The sequence below is a fragment of the Sporosarcina sp. P17b genome (genome assembly GCF_002743115.1).
Taxonomy (GTDB): domain Bacteria; phylum Bacillota; class Bacilli; order Bacillales_A; family Planococcaceae; genus Sporosarcina; species Sporosarcina ureae_C.
In genome coordinates this window covers 236,942-257,183 of sequence record NZ_PDYP01000004.1, presented here as the reverse complement: position 1 = coordinate 257,183, position 20,242 = coordinate 236,942, and the positions used below count along the sequence as shown (strand labels likewise).

18 protein-coding genes are annotated in these 20,242 nt (G+C 39.6%); 2 read left to right on the top strand and 16 right to left on the bottom strand.

Going from position 1 to position 20,242, the window contains the following annotated elements:
• Positions 1 to 104: 104 nt before the first annotated feature.
• Positions 105 to 1,619, bottom strand: a complete 1,515-nt coding sequence (locus tag CSV76_RS07000; protein WP_085428239.1) for a CoA-acylating methylmalonate-semialdehyde dehydrogenase — start codon at positions 1,617 to 1,619, stop codon at positions 105 to 107.
• Positions 1,620 to 1,641: 22 nt separating this feature from the next.
• Positions 1,642 to 2,550, bottom strand: coding sequence for an NAD(P)-dependent oxidoreductase (locus CSV76_RS06995; RefSeq protein ID WP_099625091.1), 909 nt, complete (start codon positions 2,548 to 2,550; stop codon positions 1,642 to 1,644).
• Positions 2,551 to 2,796: 246 nt separating this feature from the next.
• On the opposite strand from CSV76_RS06995, the gene CSV76_RS06990 reads away from it, so the two are divergent.
• Positions 2,797 to 3,408 (top strand): TetR/AcrR family transcriptional regulator, encoded by a 612-nt coding sequence (locus CSV76_RS06990; RefSeq protein ID WP_085428237.1) that lies wholly within the window; start codon positions 2,797 to 2,799, stop codon positions 3,406 to 3,408.
• A 68-nt stretch (positions 3,409 to 3,476) separates the two neighbouring features.
• Here the strand turns inward: CSV76_RS06990 and CSV76_RS06985 are convergent, their stop codons facing one another.
• Positions 3,477 to 4,703, bottom strand: a complete 1,227-nt coding sequence (locus CSV76_RS06985) for a Zn-dependent hydrolase (protein WP_099625090.1) — start codon at positions 4,701 to 4,703, stop codon at positions 3,477 to 3,479.
• A gap of 15 nt (positions 4,704 to 4,718) precedes the next feature.
• Complete coding sequence (locus tag CSV76_RS06980; RefSeq protein WP_099625089.1) at positions 4,719 to 5,906, bottom strand: hypothetical protein; 1,188 nt, start codon at positions 5,904 to 5,906, stop codon at positions 4,719 to 4,721.
• Between the two features lie 302 nt (positions 5,907 to 6,208).
• On the opposite strand from CSV76_RS06980, the gene CSV76_RS06975 reads away from it, so the two are divergent.
• Complete coding sequence (locus CSV76_RS06975) at positions 6,209 to 6,436, top strand: hypothetical protein (protein ID WP_099625088.1); 228 nt, start codon at positions 6,209 to 6,211, stop codon at positions 6,434 to 6,436.
• Positions 6,437 to 6,500: 64 nt separating this feature from the next.
• Here CSV76_RS06975 and CSV76_RS06970 read toward each other — a convergent pair whose 3' ends face one another.
• The 12 genes from CSV76_RS06970 to CSV76_RS06915 form a co-directional block, all read right to left on the bottom strand.
• Complete coding sequence (locus CSV76_RS06970; protein WP_233204422.1) at positions 6,501 to 7,934, bottom strand: YfcC family protein; 1,434 nt, start codon at positions 7,932 to 7,934, stop codon at positions 6,501 to 6,503.
• Positions 7,935 to 8,129: 195 nt separating this feature from the next.
• Positions 8,130 to 8,726, bottom strand: a complete 597-nt coding sequence (locus CSV76_RS06965) for a pyroglutamyl-peptidase I (RefSeq protein ID WP_099625087.1) — start codon at positions 8,724 to 8,726, stop codon at positions 8,130 to 8,132.
• A 226-nt stretch (positions 8,727 to 8,952) separates the two neighbouring features.
• Positions 8,953 to 9,339: an STAS domain-containing protein gene (locus tag CSV76_RS06960; RefSeq protein ID WP_099625086.1), complete on the bottom strand. Its 387-nt coding sequence runs from the start codon at positions 9,337 to 9,339 to the stop codon at positions 8,953 to 8,955.
• Between the two features lie 14 nt (positions 9,340 to 9,353).
• Positions 9,354 to 11,048: a methyl-accepting chemotaxis protein gene (locus CSV76_RS06955; protein ID WP_099625085.1), complete on the bottom strand. Its 1,695-nt coding sequence runs from the start codon at positions 11,046 to 11,048 to the stop codon at positions 9,354 to 9,356.
• Positions 11,049 to 11,474 (bottom strand): ATP-binding protein, encoded by a 426-nt coding sequence (locus tag CSV76_RS06950; protein ID WP_085428228.1) that lies wholly within the window; start codon positions 11,472 to 11,474, stop codon positions 11,049 to 11,051. It lies immediately after the preceding gene.
• 15 nt (positions 11,475 to 11,489) lie between these two features.
• Positions 11,490 to 12,614 carry a fused response regulator/phosphatase gene (locus CSV76_RS06945; RefSeq protein ID WP_233204421.1) on the bottom strand — a complete coding sequence of 375 codons (1,125 nt, stop codon included), beginning with the start codon at positions 12,612 to 12,614 and terminating at the stop codon, positions 11,490 to 11,492.
• A gap of 152 nt (positions 12,615 to 12,766) precedes the next feature.
• Complete coding sequence (locus tag CSV76_RS06940; RefSeq protein WP_085428227.1) at positions 12,767 to 13,969, bottom strand: YARHG domain-containing protein; 1,203 nt, start codon at positions 13,967 to 13,969, stop codon at positions 12,767 to 12,769.
• A 15-nt stretch (positions 13,970 to 13,984) separates the two neighbouring features.
• Entirely contained in the window at positions 13,985 to 14,956 is a 972-nt protein-coding gene (locus CSV76_RS06935; RefSeq protein ID WP_158232749.1) for a lysozyme inhibitor LprI family protein, read from the bottom strand.
• Positions 14,957 to 15,476: 520 nt separating this feature from the next.
• Positions 15,477 to 16,280: a GIY-YIG nuclease family protein gene (locus CSV76_RS06930; RefSeq protein ID WP_158232748.1), complete on the bottom strand. Its 804-nt coding sequence runs from the start codon at positions 16,278 to 16,280 to the stop codon at positions 15,477 to 15,479.
• 444 nt (positions 16,281 to 16,724) lie between these two features.
• Positions 16,725 to 16,955, bottom strand: coding sequence for a hypothetical protein (locus CSV76_RS06925; protein WP_085428224.1), 231 nt, complete (start codon positions 16,953 to 16,955; stop codon positions 16,725 to 16,727).
• Positions 16,956 to 17,164: 209 nt separating this feature from the next.
• Positions 17,165 to 18,154 carry a response regulator gene (locus CSV76_RS06920; protein WP_158232747.1) on the bottom strand — a complete coding sequence of 330 codons (990 nt, stop codon included), beginning with the start codon at positions 18,152 to 18,154 and terminating at the stop codon, positions 17,165 to 17,167.
• On the bottom strand, positions 18,147 to 20,120 hold the full coding sequence (locus tag CSV76_RS06915) for a histidine kinase (RefSeq protein WP_099625082.1): 1,974 nt from the start codon (positions 20,118 to 20,120) through the stop codon (positions 18,147 to 18,149). Before CSV76_RS06915 ends, CSV76_RS06920 begins: the two co-directional genes overlap by 8 nt.
• Positions 20,121 to 20,242 lie beyond the last annotated feature (122 nt).

Below are 20,242 nucleotides of genomic sequence, written 5' to 3'. Positions count from 1 at the left end.
ATACACTCTACAAGAATTTCGGGCTTATCTTTTCATAACGAATGCATTCTAGAAAGAAAGCAGGATCGGAGTTTATTATTCACTACGATCCTGCTTATGGTTAATTAGCTACTTGGGAAGTCGAAATCTGTTTTGCTTTCATCATTATAAGCAGTATCAAACCATCTCTCAGAAATAGTTTTTGTTTTTGTGAAGAAACGTACAGTATCTGGACCAAACATTTGCCCTTCTCCGAATCTTGAACGTTTCCACCCACCAAAGTTGTGATAACCAACTGGAATTGGAATCGGAACATTGACGCCTACCATTCCTACTTCAATTTGATCAGTGAACATTCGCGCTGCTTTACCACTGTCCGTAAAGATCGTCACGCCGTTACCATATTCATGCTCATTGATTAGATCGATGGCTTCTTCAAGCGTATCTACTCTAACGACAATTCGAGCTGGTCCGAACACTTCTTCTTTATACACATTCATATCCGTTGTCACATGATCTAGCAATGTCGGCGCTAAGTAATAGCCGTTTTCATTGTCTACTTTAGGATTACGTCCGTCTGCAGCAATCACAGCGCCCTCTTCTACAGCCAAATCAATAGACTTGATGACACTTGCCTTTGCTTCTGCACTGATCACCGGGCCAAAGTCTGCGTCTTGATCGTCGAACTTTCCGACTTTCAGTTCGTTCACTTTCTCCGTCAACTTCGCAACAAATGCATCAGCCGTCTTCTGACCTACAGGAATTGCAGTGGAAATCGCCATACATCTCTGTGATGCAGCACCATATGCTGCGCCTAGGAATGAATTTACTGCTGTATTGATATCTGCATCCGGCATGATAACCATATTGTTCTTTCCGCCACCAAATGCCTGTACGCGCTTATGATGTTTCGTTCCTTTTTCATAAACCGCTTCCGCCACTCTCGTCGAACCGACAAAGCTCACTGCCATAACGTCTTTGTTCGTCAGTAATGCATCTACGGCTTCTTTATCACCATTGACCACATTCCAAACACCCGCTGGCAATCCTGCTTCAGCCCAGAGTTCCGAGAGAATCAACGCAGAATGAGGAACTTTTTCTGAAGGTTTCAAGATCATCGAGTTACCGACTGCGACAGCCATCGTACTCATCGCTACAGGTACCATTACCGGGAAGTTAAATGGAGATATACAAGTCACAACGCCTAAAGGTTTGTGCATAGAGTAAGAATTGATTTCTCCTCCTACATTCACTGAGTGCTCACCTTTCAACAAGTGTGGAGCTCCAAGCGCAAAGTCTACTGACTCAATTCCACGTGTAATTTCACCCGCTGCATCAGAAAGTGTTTTCCCGTTCTCTTCACCTATCGCTCGTGTTAATCGATCCGTGTTTTCTACAAGTAGCGCTCGGAACTTGTGAAGAACTTCCATTCGCTTGCCGACTGAAATCTTCGACCACTTATTAAATCCTTCTTTCGCCAATTGCACCGTTTCATTCACTTCTTCTGTCGAAGCCAATGGTACTTCAGCAATTTTCTCTCCGATAGAGGGATTGAAAACATCGCCAAATCTTCCACTCTTTCCTTCTACCATTTCACCGTTAATAAAATGAGTCAACGTCTTTACACTTGTTTTTTGCATATCGCTATTCCTCCTAGTTTTATTATGAATTTTGTTTTTGTTTAGTTAACTTATCCTGGAGCATCAAGTAACAAGAAGACATATCTTCATGCGCATGGCCTTTTTCTACTTCCGCTTCATAGTATTCTATCAACTGTGATGCAATCGGTAACTCGCCCTCAAGAGAGTCGGACACATGCTTTGCAAGCTTCAAATCTTTTAATAATAACGAAGTAGTGAATGCGCCTTTATTGTACTCATCCTGCGAAATATATGTTTTGTAATTTCGAGTAAGAATGGTACTTGCGCCTGAACTCACATTGACAATGTCATAGACAATATCCTGATCCACGCCAGCAAGCTTTGCTAGTGTAAGTGCTTCTGCAACGGCTTGATTGTGAATACCTGCCATCATATTATTAATAAGCTTAACGATTGTACCGACACCTGGATCCTCACCTACATGGAATACGTTCGACCCAATTGCTTGTAGATAAGGCAACACCGATTCAAAAGTTTCTTTTTTACCACCGACCATGATCGATAACGTAGCATTCACCGCTCCACTGACACTACCGCTAACTGGAGCACCTAAATATTCAAGCCCTCGCTTCAATGCTTCTTGCTCGATACTTCTATTTAACTCAGGTGAGATCGTACTCAAATCCACTAAGACCAATGGCTTGATCCCGTTAGGAACAATACCGTCCTCGCCTAAATAAACACTTTCAGCAATAGCAGGAGTAGGTAGACTAGTGAAAACCAGATCTACTTCTTCTAATAGTGAAGACGTTGTCAGCCCTACATGCCCACCCAGTTCTGCAAATCGTTTTTCGGAATCCTTATTAATATCCAATGCGTATACTGTGTACCCATTTTTCAATAAATTTTCCGCCATCGGGAAACCCATATTCCCGAGACCGATAAACCCAATCTTCTTTTCGTTCGCCATACATACTCCTCCTTTTAGTCTGCTGAAAATGAAAGCGTTATCATTTAGTGCAAAAAAATATAAAAACGTATTGGACAATATATAAATCTCTAGTACAGTATGAATAAATCTTTCACATACCGCGGTCACATACTGCAGTCACTTAAGAATACCGATGAATTTCAAAATAGTCAACCAATTTATTGAAATTCTTTAAATATGCTATCATAGTACTAATTAACAAGCATTGTAGAGGAGGAATAGAATTTGACAGAACTAACAGCTAGACAAATAAAAGCATTAGAAACTAAAAAAAGCCTCCTTGAAAAGGGCTTGGAGCTTTTCCATGAGAAAGGTTTTGATAACGTAACGGTTGAAAGTATTGCCAAAGCATGCAATGTTTCAAAAGGGGCATTTTATGTTCACTATAGTTCGAAATATGACATTTTCCTGGAGAAATTTAAAGACATCGATAACTTTTATCTATCCTTTGTCCCTAGCATCCCAACTGAATTAAGTGCTTCAGAAAAAATCATTCTCTTTTATCAAGGTCAAATGACGTATTTACGCGATGTCTTGGGGAAAGACTTTATTCGAACGATCTACACAAGCGCACTCGCCTTAACGATAGACGACGATCACTATTTAACGAATCAAAATCGACAACTTTATCAAATCATCCACTCCTTTGTCGAAGAAGGAATAGAACGCAATGAATTCCGACAAGACTTTTCAGCTAATTATATATCCATGCTCATCACACGTTGCATGCGCGGGACGATTTATGACTGGATTATTTTTAGAGATCGTCTAGATCCGGTAGTAGAAATTCAAAGTATGACTTCTGCTGTGTTGGATGGATTAAAATCTACTAAATAAAACAAGACCTCAAACCAGTATAGGTTTGAGGTCCATTCATCATTCACAAGATTACTCTACGCAAAACCTTACATAACCAATCGCTTAATCGTCTCAAACAACACATCTGTACCATCCGCCAAATCGCCAGCATCCGACCATTCTTCCGGACAATGACTGAGTCCATCTTTACTCGGAATAAATAGCATGCCACACGCTGTGAAATCAGACAGAACCATCGCATCATGTCCTGCCCCGCTACTCATGGAGCAATACGGGATCGACAACTCATCACTCACTTCTTTCAACAAACGACGAAGTTCAGTATCCAATTCTTTCGGCTCAATAAACAACTGCTCTTCAGCAGATATAGTGATGCCACCCACTCCATTATGAGCAGATAGTAATTCATCCACTTGCTGTCGCGCTTGGCTAATCTGTTTTTCTTTGCCCGAGCGAATATCAACCGAAAAGACTACTTTATCCGGAATTACATTGGCACCGTTTGGAAACACGTGTAGTCGACCTGTTGTAATAACCGTTCCATGGCCTGTTTCCTTTGCAATCTGTGGAAACGTTGCTATCAATTTGGCCGCAGTAACAAGCGCATCGGAACGATAATCCATTGGCGTAGTGCCCGCATGCCCCGCACGTCCTTGCACAGTTACTTCTAGATGATTGAGTCCAACGATCGCTTCCACAACACCGATGCGAATTCCTTTCTCTTCTAGAATCGGGCCTTGTTCAATGTGAAGTTCAAGAAACGCTTTAATGGTTTCAGGTGATCTCACTTTCTCCTTAGAGTAATCCAGTCCGATCTCGGACATGGCATCCGTAGCGAGAATGCCGTCTTTATCGGCTAAATCATAAAAGTCTTCTTCCGATAATAAGCCCATCATGCCCCTTGAGCCCATCAAACCTCCGCCAAATCGTGATCCTTCTTCTTCAACCATCGCAATGACTTCGAGTGGATATGTAGGCTTCAGTTGCAACTCTTGGAATAGTGCCGCTACTTCTAGTCCAACGACCACTCCCGCTGTTCCGTCATACGCTCCCCCGTTAGGAACCGAATCAAAATGTGATCCGACTATAACGGAAGGCGCGTCTGATAACGTTCCTTCTAGCTTTCCGAAGATATTACCAAACCCATCCTCAGAAACAGCAAGGCCATACTCCGTCATTTTTTCTTTAATATAATTTCGAGCTTGTAAATCTTCTTTACTGTATGTCAATCTCGTCACACCTTGTCCAGGCGTCGCTGTAAATTGTTTGAGCGCATCAATATGTTGCTCGATTCGTTCTTTATTTGCTGTCATACTATTCCCTCCATATTATAAGAATCCAACGAAAAGACCGGCTAAGATAACAGAAACAACCGTCACACTGACAAATCCTCCGACAAGCATCGGTGGCAACATATGACTCGTTAACGCTTCTCTTTCTTTCTCATCCTCCGTTAATGAATTAATGACTTCATTGGTGATAATATAGTCTGCTGGAAAGCCATACAATGCGGTTAATGAAACAGCAAACGCCATTTCCTTACTCACTTTTAGTACTTTTCCAATAAAGAACGAGAAAATATACATTCCGACAACGGCTATTGCGATACAGCCAACAAGCGGATACAAAATCTCCATCATCATCTCAGGTGTTGCCTTCTTCAAGCCATCCAATACATACAAGATCAATGCAAGCATCGCAAAGCCAAACCCATTTCCTTTTTCAAGCACTTGTCTTTCCAAGAAACCTACACTTGTTGCAAGAATCCCGAATAATAAGCAAAGAACATATGGACTGATCACGACAATTGGCGCAAGAAGTGTAGAAGCGCCGTATGCGAGAAAGGCAACAAACGCTAAGCGGAAAAATTTAAAGTAATTAGTATTATACTTTTCCGGCATATTTCGGAACATTTTCGGTTCAGCATGCGTAATCGGCTCTTCTCCAGGAGAATATTCCTTCATTTCTAGTTCTCCCTTACGATATTTACTAAGCAGCATCTTACCTTCCTTTTTCAACACAACTGAAGTCAAAGGATATCCTGCAAAACCTTGCATGACATAAATAACTACCGCAAAAACTGATAAAGTAGCTAGGCCCGCTTCAGTCGCACCTTCAGACATGATCAAGGCTGAAACAATGCCTCCAACTAACGGTGGTATTGCGACCAATATCGTTTTTATATCAAATAACAGTAATCCAATAGTGAAAAGAAATACGATAATACCTACTATTCCTGATAATGAAATCAATATCGTCTTCCATTGCTGTTTCAACTGTTGTACAGAAAGCAATGTCCCCATATTAGTAATTAGCAAGTAAATCAATAATGAAGCCACGACTGGCGGTATACCCGCAGTAGCTACCATTTCCTCAGGGAAAAATGTCCAATAACCGAATAACATTAAAACCGCACAGACAAAAATTGATGGAATCCATGCTTTTGTACGAACTGCAATAAAATCTCCGATGAATAAAATCCCTGCTAAAATAACGAAAGCAAGCATCTGTGGCATATCATCCACTCCTCTCTAGTTGTATAGACGTTTTCTAGTTTATCATAAAATTTGTCGAATAGTAGGACAGATTGTAATAGTCTGATTATCCTTTTTACATGACGACCACTTTCTGTTTGCCTTCTAGCAATTTCAAACTATCCAGCAGAACATCGCCTTACCCACCAATCGATTCTAGCTAGTTTTATTACATTAACTCAAAACTTGCTATGTATAAATACCCTTTTACATTAACAACCGAGTGTATTGCATTACATCGCCTTATGAGCTGCTACATACAGTACAGCATGGAGGTGAAGTTTATGTCGAAATGTCTAAACGTAAGTAATGAATGGCTATTTTTCTTTGGGATTTTAGCCGCATATGCAGTATTGGGATTGTTTTTAATCGTCCCTACTTTGTTAGCATGTCTCACAGGACACTTGTTACTAACAGTCGTTGTGGGAATTTTAATCATCGTCATCGTATTATTTGCCTTGGCGATTATTTTAAAAGGACTTTCAAGACTGCTTTATTCTTGTAAGCGCTAATGAAAACAGCCGCCATTATAAAAATGGCGGCTGTCTATACATATATCGAATCTATTACTCGATATTACACCGGTCCCCATCCAATCATGACCGCAAACGTCAACATAATCACAGCGATCACTGTCCAGATCAACAACAATGGCAACATCCACTTCGCCCATTTCACCCACGCCACACCCGCAACAGCCAAACTTGCCATTAGGGGGCCTGATGTAGGAAAAATACTATTCGTGAATCCGTCTCCAAACTGATAAGCTTGAACTGCGACTTGTCGAGTTACACCAATCATGTCCGCTAAAGGTGATAGAATCGGCATTGCAATAATCGCTTGTCCGCTTCCTGAAGGTATGAAGAAATTCATCACACCATTGGCAACAAACATTCCAAGTGCGCCAAATACAGGAGATAAGCTTGCCAATGGCACAGAAAGAGCTTGAACAAACGTATCCAAAATCTGAGCATTTTCCATTACGATCAAAATCGCTCTGGCAACCCCAATAATTAAAGCACCATACACAATATTTTTACACCCATCAAGAAACGTTATCGTAATTTCATTGTAATTCATTTTAGCAATGATACCGGAGCCTATACCGATAATAATGAAGAATGCAGCCATGTGATCAATAGACCACTGGAATTTAATCGTTGCGAAAACAAAGAATGCTAAACATAAGCCAACAAAAGATAAGATTACTTTATGTCTTCCTGTAAAAGGAGCTATCAAATCTTCTGCAGAGGCGTTCGGATCACTATCGTCCAATACACCGATTAAACTCTTCGACGGATCATCTATAATCTTTTTTGCATAACGCCACGTATATAAAATAGTCACACCAACAATTACGACAAACGCTACAACGCGCAGCAGCATACCTGAAAACAGTGGAACGTCCGCAACAGTTTGTGCAATTCCTACTGTATAGGGGTTTAGGAACCCAACGTTAAATCCAGCAAATGTAGCACCAAATGTAATCGCCACCGCTACAATCGCATCGAGTTTTAGTGCTCTTGCAATAATTACACCAATCGCAACGAATGGAATGATAGAGTTAGCAACAGCACCAACTGCTCCACCTAGCGCGAATAAAATCGAAACGAGCGCAATCAATAAAAACTCTTTACCTTTCGTTTTATCGACCGCTCTCAAAATTCCACCTTTAATCGCTCCCGAGCGCTCTACTACTTCAAATGCCCCACCCGCAAATAATACTAGAAAGATTAAGCCGCCAGATTGAACCATTCCTTCTTGCAACGCCAAAAAGATATCCATAAATCCAGTAGGATCCTTGTCAGCCTGTGCGTACGTATTAGGAATGACCCTTTCCACTCCCTCAATCGTTTCTCTTTCAAATGAACCCGCTGGTACTATGTATGTCGCGGCCACTGCCACTAGTAACACTAAAAATAAAATTACATATGTATCTGGCATTTCCAGCTTCCACTTTTTTCTCTCGTTCGGCTGTGGTTTATGTTCTTTCTCTCTCGATGTCACCATATACAGTTGATCTTCCTTTCTTATACTGAAATTGTATTGGTCCAGTATATCTGATATTGCATACCAATAGTGCACTATGTTCTAAATTTTCTATTTAAATAATAAAAATAGTATAATAGCAATATGAGTATTCCGCAAAATTCAAATAAAGCCTTCATAATCGATTTACCGATTATGAAGGCTTTATTTCTTTTTTCACAATGTTTTCAAGCAGATCTGAACACTTTTCACTAGATCATCCAAAGACCAACTCGGTAATTTTTTATTTACTAAGGCTAACTCATGTGAGGCTGGGATATGAATGAAACCTGCCCGATAGGACACCTCTTGTTTTTCTGCATAATTTAGAGCGGCATACATGATATTATTACAGAGATATGTACCTGCAGTATTAGAAATAACGGAAGGTAATCCAGCTTCTACTAGTCGATTAGTCATTTCTCGAATGGGAAGCGTTGAAAATATTCCATCAGCGCCAGCAGGATCAATCGGTTCATCAGATGGTGCGTATCCGTCATTATCCAAATCCCCATCTTTTACATTAATCGCGATTCTCTCGGGAGTAATTTTAGAACGCCCAGCCGCTAAACCTAACATCACTACCACGTCAGGATTCGTCTCTTCAATTGCTTTTAATAACTCTTTTTCTGAATGATTAAATCTAACAGATAATATCTTAGGTATAATCTCTAAACCGGTAATTCCTTCCGATACAATAGCTTTCACTACTTCTTTCGTAGGGTTTATTGGATAATCTAGAAATGGCTCAAAACCTGTTAATAATACTTTCATGTAATCATATCCTTTCTGTTAAAAATGAAATTTCTCTTCATTCTTCTTATAGTTGTGAAGGCATGATCTATGTTAACATACAATCAATTTTATATAATCAAACAAATCTTAACAGTTAGATATGCTTTTCAAAAGACTGTAACTGCCTTTTTGGCATCATTTAATAGCTAAAAAAAGCCTTCTGAACTTAATCAGAAGGCTTTTTGAATTTATTTACTTATGAAAATCAATAATCGTTAACAGACAACTCCGTCTCAACTGACTGCTTTATAACCTCTAATGCCGCTGCTTCGCTGTCGACAATCGGGAAGATTTTATCACATTGGGAAATGGCAAATAACTTGCGGACGAATTCATCCACTATAATGATGACGATTTTTTCGTTTTTTAAAGAAACCTTTTTGGCAAAGTTTACAATCATACCGAAGCCTGTGCTGTCGATATTTTGTACTTTGCTCATATCTAAAATGAAACTGCGACCTTCTTTAAACGGTGTTGTTTGCAATCGTTTTTTCAACGCTTCAATCAACGCGTATTGCAAATGGCCCGAAAACTCGAGACTCACGTACGTATCTTTTTCCACCACTTGCAACGCTGCTGTTTTCTGTTCCATACTACTAACCTCCATTACATTTTAAACTTATTTACTTCTTCACGTAAACGATCCGCGACCTCTGCTAAACTGGTTGTATTATCGGCAATTTCAGCGACTGTTGCATACTGTTCTTCAGATGAAGCGGCAATTTGTTCCGTCGCTGCAGCGGATTCTTCAATGATAGCTGAAATGTTTTGGATAGCGTCTTGGACAGTAAGCGAATTGGAATTCACTGCGCTGAATGCATCTTTTATATGCACTACACCAGCCTCTGTCACACTTACTTTCTCTACTATGAGCTTAAGTGCTTCCCCGCCTTGGTTAATAATAACCACTTGTTCCTCTACTGCTGTTAAATTACTTTCCATCGTCCGCACTGTAACCGATGTTTCTGCTTGAATATCTGTAATTAAATCCGTAATTTGCTGGGCAGCTCCTGTTGATTGTTCAGCTAGTTTACGAACTTCTGCTGCAACAACCGCAAATCCTTTACCATGTTCTCCTGCTCTTGCCGCTTCAATTGCCGCATTTAGCGCAAGTAGATTCGTCTGTTCCGAAATTGCGGTAATAACGGTAATAATACCGCCGATTTCTTCAGAACGCATACCTAATTTTTGTATCGAATCAGTCGCATAGCTTACCGTTTCTGTAACTGTGCCTAAATGTGAAATTGCTTTACTGATTGACTGCTCGCCTTCATGCGCTATGACTGTAGATTCTTGCGCGTTCTTTAAGCTCTGTTCAACATTTCCTAAATTGCCTTCTACTTCTACGATCGTATCACGCATCATGCCTGCGATTCGTTCTGCTTGTTCAGATTGATTCGTCACGCCTGACGCAATTTCATTCATCGTGGAAGCGATTTGACTAGCCGTTTCATTTGTCTGCTGGGAGGATTCTGCCAATGCGACCGATGAATGAGCAATTTCATTGGCATTTCGCGCAACGTTTTGCATCGTTTCCGTAAGTTGCTCTTTCATATTTCGAAATGCAACAGATAGTTCAGCAATTTCGTCCGTTCCTTTCGCTTCGTATAGCTCGACGTTTAAATTTAAATCAGCTAATTCATTCGCATTATCACGTAATCGATTTATAGGCTTGATCAGCATACGCTGAATGATAAAGCTCACGATTAGAATGATGAGCAATGCAAGCACTAGCGAAATAATAATGGTCTGCATAGCAGAAGAAGTTGCGATCTTTATATAAGGCGCTGTCGGAACAGCCACTGCGATAATCCCGATCACTTCTCCGTCTTTATCAAGTATCGGATCATAGGCTGCTTGGAATGGCTTGCCGAGTACATCTGCGGTGCCAAGAAAACGTTCTTTTTTGCCGAGCACGACGTCTCCCACTTCAGCCGCTACTTGTGTCCCTAAACGTCGTTCTCCATTTTCAATAATATTTGTCGCAATACGTGTATCCCCTTGGAAAATAGACATCGTATTTCCATCTGTCAATTCGCCCAACTGATCAGGAATCGCGTACGCCTCATACATATCCATTTTTCCTTTATGTAATGAACCATTCGTAATGGACCAGTCGCCCGGCACGGAAATTTCCAGCAACTCTAAACTCAGTGTCAAATCGGAAATGAGCTTAGCTTCTGCCGCCTTCAATAAGTTCCCTTTGGTCGCATTATAATTCAGGCCACTTAAAATGCCTGATAGTAGTAAAATCGCTAGTAAAATAACTACATTAATCTTTTTCCCAATCGTCCACTTCATTTACTTTTCCACCGCCATCACTAAATTTTTCTTCACACCGACTAAAAACTGTTGATCGGACAGCTGTTCAAACCACAGCTGATCGACCATATGCTGAATGAACAAAAAGCCGCGTCCACGCTCACAAAAACTCTCATCGTCTATAGTTGCATCGAGCACGACCGGCCACTGTTCTTCCGGTATCCCCTTCGCAAAATCAGACACTGTAATCTGCACATATTGTTCATCATTTTGCATACGTACTTCAATCGACTCTGTCCGTCCTTCTTTCTCCATTGCCTCCACTGCATTAATGACCAGCTCGTGCGTCACAAAACAAATTTCTGTTGCGAATGGAATCGAATACAGCGCCATGTAACTCTCCATTAATTGATCAATCAACTGAATCGACGGCTGATTGGGGGTAATTGTGAACTTGAATTCCATACATTCTTCCCTCACTTATAACGAAGTGGTAATCGAAACCACTGTAATATCGTCTTCCAATGGCAAATGTGATAATCCGAACTCTTCCGTAAACTTCCGCAACATGACGCGACTATTTTGCGAACTGTGCGAATGAAAAAAGCTCCAGTCAATTTTCAGATCAGGATATAACGTCCCTAACCCGTCTGTATACAAAATAATACGATGCCAACCTGTCAAACGAATACTTTTCGCCTGCACTTGAATCGATGGAAACAGACCGAGAATGGGAGAATTCGCATGCATCATCACAGTTTCTCCATACTTCCCGAACATGACGCCTTCCGGATGCGAAGCGTTCACATACTGCAGCGTACCATTCTTCTTATCGATTACAGCATAGACGGCCGTCACTAAAAACGAGTCCAGTCCATCAGTAGAAAACAACTCATAAATCTTCCGGTTCACTTCTTTTATCACAAGTACCGGATCAATCAACTGCATAATAATTTCCTTGAGCAAGGAACGAATCGACATTGTTACAAGTGACGCCGCAACCCCATGCCCCATCACATCAAACAACATGACTGCCGTTAAATCTTCATCGAGCTGAAACCAACAATACATATCCCCGCCCAGAGCTTGAGAAGTAAAATAGATTCCATCCACTTCAATATGTGGTAGCGACAACGCGGGAGTCAATGCACTCTTCTGGACGTTTTTCGCTATCGCTAAATCTATCGCCAACTGATACTCATGCTCTTTTCGTTTTTTTGTTTCCTCATAATATGTAAGCGCAATTCGAATCCGCGTTTTGAGCTGGAAAAAGTCAAACGGCTTTAGAATAAAATCAAAGATCCCAACTTCCAGTAAGCGCTCAAAGATAACCGGCTTCTCATAAGACGTCGACAACAAAATCGGCACATCCCGCCATACACACAGTGCCTCTATTTCCCGACAATGCGCTTCACAGTTATCTGCATCCAAATTCGCATCATAAATAACCAGCTTGATTTCTTCTTGTAAAAACAAATGTTCATATTGAATCGCTGTATAGGCACTTTGAAACACATGAATCGTATACAGTCCCAGTTGCTGCAAGCTTTTTTGAATTTTAAGGACATCATTTCCTATGTCACCGATAATTAGAATCGTCATCATTCAATGTCCCCTTAAAATTAGTAATTTACTGGTTCTTATTGATTATACGATAGGACAATGTAGAAAGATACAGAGTATTGTTTAAAAAAGCCTTTCCATCGTTTACTGCGATGGAAAGGCTTTACTGTCTAAAACATATTTTATTGTATAACTTATTCCATAGATTGTATTAAAGTAACATTATATTGTTCTATGTCAGTTAGTTCATAGTTGTATAGAGTATCTGGTACATACCAAGACTGGGAGGAGAAATATTTTTGCAGGTCAGCAGATTCAAATATATATCCATGTCTCGCATATATCTCATTTCGTGCTATCCGTAAATCTGACTTCGACAAACCATAAAGCTGCGTTTCTACCAGTTTAGTATATTGACTGTCCGCTAAAATATAGTAGTCATATGCGCTTCCAGAACCCTCTGGCAACCCATCATCTTTCACGTCTAAAAATATCGTATTGTCAGTTGTACTATCTTCCTGCCATTCATAGCTTTCATTATCATATCCCCAGTCATTCAAGATATAAAAAAGTGGAATTATTGCAATTGCTAACAGAGTGACAAATACCCCTAATTGATTTTTCTTTTCTGATTCAGGAATTGAACTGACTTCCACTTTCTTTTGTTTATCTTTTCGTACAGACACATTAATATTTGAAACAGCCTTCTGTTGGTTCCGTTTAACTTTGAGTGGTAAATTGTTTTCAATTAGATTTTTCTTGATTTCATTTTCAGTGACCAAAATTTCAATTAGTCGTTCCAAACTCTCACTAGAAAAGTAGTCGGACACTCTACGTGCATTGAACTTTTTAGATCTCATCATCCAGCTATAGAATCCACTTGACTCTCGAGTGTAGAAAAAGTGTTTAGATAAGAATTTGTTCTTCCATTCTTCTTCCCAACCAAGAACTTCTGCACGATGTAAAAATTGTTCTTTAGAGATCCCGTTAAATACTACGACAGATGAAATTATCTGATGCGGGTCTTGTCTCATTGAATTCGTTAGATGCGATGAAAGTGTGCTTTTAAGCTCACTACGATAATTTTCTGCTTGTTTCAGCGGTTTGTGCTGACCCCTTTTGGTCAATATATTTCCATTTGGATCAAATCGTTCTATAAATCGTTCATTCCAAGTCTTTACTTCCAAAAACATAAATCCGATATTTTCCTCTATAACTAAAATGTCCGCCTCATAGTGAATCAATGTAGGGTTATGGATTACATGAGCATCGTCAGGCAACTGTTCTTGTAGCATAAGCAAGATTTCTTTTTCACCAAGCAACCCTTTATGAGTATTGGCATCAGTTTCATTCAGAATCATGCGCTTCAATTGCTGCATTCCATAGATGTTTGCCATTACGCCTCACCCCTATCAGTTCATATAAAGATTCACTAATGCATAACAACGTTCTTTAGTTAAATCAGCGGATGTTCCTATATAAGTGACTGGCTCAAAACTCCCGCCAGCAAATTCCGCTGCATTGACACTAGCGGTGTGATCACGATATTTTATCCATTCACGTTGCTTTACACGCAATTGTTCCATATCCTGCGCAGATAGCTGCTTCTTCAATACGCCATATATCTCATTAAGCGCATTATCCCATCTTGTATATCTTTCGTTTTCCGCCTCAGACATTTCAGACGTAATACCATTCGCATATAAATGATTCAGATCAGCTAAGCCTACTTCAATTGCGTCTAGCTTATTGCGATACTGTTGTTGCTGGCCCGTTTGTTTTGGTATCACGTCCAATTGAAGCGCAGTACTTTGATCTTGCTGAACGACGGGAGGTTGTACCACTACAGGTGGAGCTTGTTGTTTTTTTAGTTCATCTTCTAATCGCTTCTCCAAACTAGCTAGTTTTTCACTGAATTCGTCTAGTGAAGCCTGACCTTTACGGAGCTCTTCTATTGTTTGTTGCGCTTCCTCAAGCTCACCTGCTTCAACAGATGTCTCAATGTCTTTTACATGAGCCGCCACTTTTGCAGACACTTGTTGATTCGTCTTCACCGTATCGACCATGTCTTCTAACGATTTCCGTAGCCCGGTGGCTAGCTTGTCTTGTCCAAGCATCTTTTCAGCCTTTTCTAGGGCGACGTCCCAGTCACCGTCTTTCATCTCTTGCTTTACCGAATAAAATCTATTCAAATCTTCTTTCATCTCAAGTGCCTCTTTATCACTAGGTTTTTCATCCAATGCTAAGTCGACTGAAGACAGCGCTTTATCATATTCACCATTCGCTAACGCAAGCTTACTTTGTTCCATCGCTTGATCAAACGTGCTACTTGAGCAACCTGTCAATAGAAAAACTAGTAATAACAGAATAACGGTCTTTTTCATCATCCACTTGCCTCCTTTGCTGATACTTCGTTTAATAAAATAACTTAAGCTGTTATTAATGGTGTTTTGTAGATGCACTTCTTAATATTTCATGTATTAATCGGACTTTACATTTTAGATATATTATACCATTACAAAAAGCTTATCCACTAGATTTCCGGCAATAATTCTACTTTCGAAATACTACTATTAGTTAATTATCCACTGAATATAGTATATATGGCGATTCCTAACGATCCTTTCGAGGTAATATATAATTTGGAGCTATTACTTCCGCTTTCCTCCGTCTACTGTGAATAGATCTAAGGAAAAGATGTTTTCTTGTCAGCCTTTTACGCAGATTTTCCATAAAATTAGTTATGTAGGAGCTTGGTATTTGTTCTTACACCCTATAGACTATGCCCTCACTAAACGCACCAAAAAGAGCTTCCCGATCGATATCTTGATTAGGAAACTCTTTTTTATAATTATCTAGTTGAAGGAATAGTGTCTGAATAATATGAGGCACAAGAACCCTTCACTAATTCCTGTTCAATTGTATGCTATTATAAGGACCACGATTTACAGTAGCCAAGGTTTTTTTCCACATGACTTCCCTTTGCATAATATCTGTTCCATCATCAAGTAATTCTAATACTAAGAACTCGATTTCGTTATATCCGTTTTCAAGTACGAACAAGTTTAAATGGTGGGCATTGCCATTAGATGTTAAGTGTTTCATCCAACGCCCTAAGATTCCGCCACCTCCGTAAGCACTCCCTACATATCTACTTGCCCCATCCTTGGAACGCTGAAGGTAAACCCCACTTTTCGACAATTCTTCTTTCAAAATATTTTCTTCCGAGTCGTCTTCATAAATCGCAATGATTTGACTCCATTCAATAGGTCGACCAAGAACCGTTGCATCTGTCACATCAATGTCTTTCAGCACAAGCCCTTCAAACTGAGAAATCTTTGCAATATCACTAGTTGACTTACAAACTTCCATAATTTCTTTTTCTAGCAATATATCTTTAATCATTTTAGCCAAAGCGACATAATCATTAGTTTTATAATCAATTTTACGATTCGTACTATTTTTAGCCCCAGGTATTTCGATTAAACGTTGTTTTAAGATGGGATTTAATTTACTGCCGTAATAAATTCTAAATTCAAAGGCATTTACGTCTCCCCATAACTCAAAAGCCCGAATTCTATATAAATTAAATTGGACGCGGTAGGCCACATGTGGGTTAGGAAAACTCGTTCTATCATTTTCTTCTTTCACTTCGAATAATTGACTTAATCCACTATCCTCCAATATTCTCTTCAACTGATTTAGCATATTCATCCTCCTCATTTCATTAATACAGACAAGTATGAAATGTACATGTTTTCTCCTGTATTGATTATATCATCATATTTTAAGCATGTTATCCAAAATATATGCACTAATGGTACGTTTGTATAATTACTTGTGCATTAAATCACATTTATGAGAAAACAGAAGTATTTGGGCCGAATGACGTGGAGCACTCTTTTATTTTTGAAGATAGAAAATCATCTGCGAAATACTGCGAAACTTTTTTTCGCGATGCTAGTAAGTTATTTTATGAAATTTAATTGTGTGAGGAATTCGCATCTGTTCTTATGACCTATAGACTATCCCCTTGCTAGAAGCATCAAAAAGAGCTTCCCGGTCTTATCTTGATCAGGAAACTCTTCTATGTGATCACGTAGTCATCTTAATAGGGTCCGATTTCTGTAGGGACCTGGTACATACTCTAGGTCAAACAGAATAATACAGATCCTCCTCCCTTTCATAACGCACTGGGACGGATTTACCATCGTCCACTTCAAACTGCAGGCTTTGCGTATCCAGCTGACCAACGAGTATAGAAAACGAATGTCTGTCTTGACGCGAAGGCAGAAGTGAGTAATGGATAATATCATGAATTAGGGAAGATAGATCCTCATAAGACGTAAAAACATAGTATTCATTAACCATATAAGCTGGCATCTTGCTCATCTCCTTTAGTTTACAATCAAGTTGAATTTTTCAGAAAGGGGTCCGTCTTTTCTATGAATCAATCGTTTAAAAACTCGTATAGGAAAATGTAAGTACTCTACGTTAAAGATAGTATAGCAAGCCGTTCTTACTTTTTTCTTACATTTAAATGATTACATAAAAAAAGCACAGAGGATTTCATTCCCCTACGCTGTTGTTTGTTATGCCTCACACTCAATTATTATGCTCTCCAAGTCTTCTTCCCTGATCACCGGCTTGATTTTATCAATCAAATCTCCCAATTGTGTTATACACTCATTCTCTTTATAATAGTTGGCCAGTTCGTTTACGAGACGTACGTACTGTTGATAATAGTTTTCCGTTTCACTCATGCACCAGATATAGCCTTTCCCATCGAATAATTCTCCTTGATACAGGGAGACGGCTTTTTCAAAGTCCTTAAGGTTTTGGCTGTTAATCTTCAGTTTTTTATCCATAAATTGATCGAACGCGATTAAATCACAGTGAACTCTCGGTAGCATGATTTTATACATGCCGTTTTTCCTCTCCAACTCAACAGGAATACCGGCTTTTTTTAATGTTTTCTTGAGTCGGAAGATCATCGTGTAGAGATTTTGTTGGGACTTTTCCATGGAGTGTTCTTCCCATAAAATATCAATGATTTGCCATTTGCTGATGCCATTTTTTCGGTGCATGATCAATAAGGCAAGAAGCTCTTCCAGTTTGGCGGTCATGAACTCGGTTCGGGAATCATTCATACGTAAATGTATGTTTCCGAACAAACAAATCTCGCCTACTGTTTTCGTCTCTTCTCGCGTTATTCGCTTTTTCTTGTATACTCTATTCAATACTTCTTCTACCGACTGCTTGTCTACCGGCTTCAAAATATAATGAATCGCATTTAGCTCGAAAGCATGCATCGCATATTGTTCGTATGCCGTTACAAAAACTATCGCCATTTCATCATTGTTATTGATTTGGATGAGTTTTTCCCCCAACTCCATTCCGTTCATTTCGGGCATGTCCACATCCAAAAACAACACATCCGGCTCCAATCGTGGAATTTCAATTAGCGCAAGTTCAGGATCCGTAAACGTACCGATTACTTCGATGTCAGTTGTCTCTCCTACAATCTTCTCTAAGTAATTTAACACCAACATCTCATCGTCCACCAACACCGCTTTAATCATTGGCTGTCTCCTCCTCGTCATCGTGTAAAGGAATAATAAAATAGACATCTGTGCCTAGGGGATTTGTTTCGAATTGCAGCTCAGTCTGATAAAAACTTTGCAATCTACTATGGATATTCGCCAAACTTATACCGTTACCAGTCAGCGATTCTAGGTTTCGTTCCCCGCGTCTAATAGCATTCAATTGATGCGGATCCATACCTTTTCCGTTATCCTGAACACCCACATATATGCCGTAATCCTGTTTTTTAATTGTCAATTTCACTTTGCCTCCACTTTTATTTTTCAAAACACCGTGCCTGATGGCATTTTCAACAAGAGGCTCGATAATGAGTGGAATGATCTTGCACGAAAGAATTTCTTCGTCTACGTCATAAATCATGTCCACTCGGTCGCCGAATCTTACTTTCTCGATCTCGACATACGCTTGAATCAATTTCAATTCATTGTCGATGGTGACATAATCGGTGTGAATATCTATTTGGAAAGACCGCTTCAGGTAGTTAGACAAATCGGACAGGACTTTGCCTGCACGTTTCCCGTCCGTATAGCAAAGACTGATGATACTGCTAAGCGTATTAAATAGGAAATGCGGTTTGATTTGCGCTTGTAAAAAGGCCAATTCATTTCTCTTTGCGATCTTTGTCGTTTGATCGAGCGTGGAGAACGTTTCAATTAATTGCGTCGACAATTCTTCATTCTTTTTGTAAGAGTTCGTATATCGGAAAATCAATAGGACGGACAAAGCAATGCTGTAGACGGCGATCATCAAGAACGAAATCAACATATCCTGCTTTAACCCCGTACTGTACAAAATCATATCGAACCAGAACAAGTAAACGCTGAGCAATGAAACTATCATGGCAATATGTTCTACACTGTCAATTTCAGGACCGCCTTTCTTGATGAACAGGCAGAGTACTCTTAGCCATACAAAAAAGTAAAAGACGACTGTGGTCACCATGTAAAACTCCAATATATTGGAGTAAATAGTCATGGGGAGCGAAAGTATAATTAAGATGAAAATGCTGTAAAAAATCAACATACCATTTTTTATTCGATTGGATAAAAAGATGGGACTGATCTGATTGAGCACGATCAATACGGTAATCACTGTGAAAGCACTCATTAAATGCCCAAAACGAAATGTGCTGTCCATGCTGATCATAGGGAATATCACTGTAATAATTCGTTCGCTGTATATACTGCTCATAATTCCATAGAATAGACAGCTTAATGCGAGCGGAAGTGTGGCGGGCTCCTTCTTTCGATAATCTGCATTAATCAAGAACAAGAAGAGATAAAAAATACCGATAATCACTACAATGAGAATCATCGCAAATTCAAACATGACATTTCGCTGATGCAGTTGCATAATCTCATTTTGCGTTCCAAACGTAATCGATTTTGCTATACCTCCAACGATAAAATCATGATTGGATGCCTGAATGATAATTTCGGCGGTCGAACTCTCCAATTCAAAAAAAGCCGCCATCGAGTTATTACCGGATACATTCGTTTCCGGCGACTCCGAAATATCCCCATCTTCCAAAACCAATTTCCCATTTACGAATATCCGGCTCGCATTTCTTATATTCCCTTTCAGTAAACCAAAATACTTCGTGTCCGACGGTATATTCGCAACCACCATCCTGTACGTTGCATATCCCGTACTGTCATACGTATTGCCTTCTTGGTCGTGCATCCAACTTCCTGGAACCACTGTGTACTGCAGATTGTGTGGGGTTTCATCGCTGAAATCTTCAGGACTTCGTAACTGCTTCCAATAAAACTCCCACTCTCCGTCAAGTGCAATTACACCTTTTTCTTGAAAACCTGTTTCGGATAGATCAACTTTCCCGTGGCTGATGGAAGTATCCGCCTTTAGGGCTTGTGAATAATAATAGGCAAGAGCTATCAACGTTATGACAATGACGATAACAAAGTATTGCTTACTACGTTTCAATAGTCTCACCTTCTTGTCATTTATTTCTTATTATTTTACCATGGAATTACAATATTAATAGTTCTTAATGTGCATATATTTTTAATTTTCTTTCATCCTTAAGCTGATTATCTACAACAATC

What these genes read in the sequence shown, in the direction of transcription:
- CSV76_RS07000 (WP_085428239.1), bottom strand. Translation starts at nt 1,619, where the DNA reads ATGCAAAAAACAAGTGTAAAGACGTTGACTCATTTTATTAACGGTGAA.
- CSV76_RS06995 (WP_099625091.1), bottom strand. Translation starts at nt 2,550, where the DNA reads ATGGCGAACGAAAAGAAGATTGGGTTTATCGGTCTCGGGAATATGGGT.
- CSV76_RS06985 (WP_099625090.1), bottom strand. Translation starts at nt 4,703, where the DNA reads ATGACAGCAAATAAAGAACGAATCGAGCAACATATTGATGCGCTCAAA.
- CSV76_RS06980 (WP_099625089.1), bottom strand. Translation starts at nt 5,906, where the DNA reads ATGCCACAGATGCTTGCTTTCGTTATTTTAGCAGGGATTTTATTCATC.
- CSV76_RS06975 (WP_099625088.1), top strand. Translation starts at nt 6,209, where the DNA reads ATGTCGAAATGTCTAAACGTAAGTAATGAATGGCTATTTTTCTTTGGG.
- CSV76_RS06970 (WP_233204422.1), bottom strand. Translation starts at nt 7,934, where the DNA reads ATGGTGACATCGAGAGAGAAAGAACATAAACCACAGCCGAACGAGAGA.
- CSV76_RS06965 (WP_099625087.1), bottom strand. Translation starts at nt 8,726, where the DNA reads ATGAAAGTATTATTAACAGGTTTTGAGCCATTTCTAGATTATCCAATA.
- CSV76_RS06960 (WP_099625086.1), bottom strand. Translation starts at nt 9,339, where the DNA reads ATGGAACAGAAAACAGCAGCGTTGCAAGTGGTGGAAAAAGATACGTAC.
- CSV76_RS06955 (WP_099625085.1), bottom strand. Translation starts at nt 11,048, where the DNA reads ATGAAGTGGACGATTGGGAAAAAGATTAATGTAGTTATTTTACTAGCG.
- CSV76_RS06950 (WP_085428228.1), bottom strand. Translation starts at nt 11,474, where the DNA reads ATGGAATTCAAGTTCACAATTACCCCCAATCAGCCGTCGATTCAGTTG.
- CSV76_RS06945 (WP_233204421.1), bottom strand. Translation starts at nt 12,614, where the DNA reads ATGATGACGATTCTAATTATCGGTGACATAGGAAATGATGTCCTTAAA.
- CSV76_RS06940 (WP_085428227.1), bottom strand. Translation starts at nt 13,969, where the DNA reads ATGGCAAACATCTATGGAATGCAGCAATTGAAGCGCATGATTCTGAAT.
- CSV76_RS06935 (WP_158232749.1), bottom strand. Translation starts at nt 14,956, where the DNA reads ATGAAAAAGACCGTTATTCTGTTATTACTAGTTTTTCTATTGACAGGT.
- CSV76_RS06930 (WP_158232748.1), bottom strand. Translation starts at nt 16,280, where the DNA reads ATGCTAAATCAGTTGAAGAGAATATTGGAGGATAGTGGATTAAGTCAA.
- CSV76_RS06925 (WP_085428224.1), bottom strand. Translation starts at nt 16,955, where the DNA reads ATGCCAGCTTATATGGTTAATGAATACTATGTTTTTACGTCTTATGAG.
- CSV76_RS06920 (WP_158232747.1), bottom strand. Translation starts at nt 18,154, where the DNA reads ATGATTAAAGCGGTGTTGGTGGACGATGAGATGTTGGTGTTAAATTAC.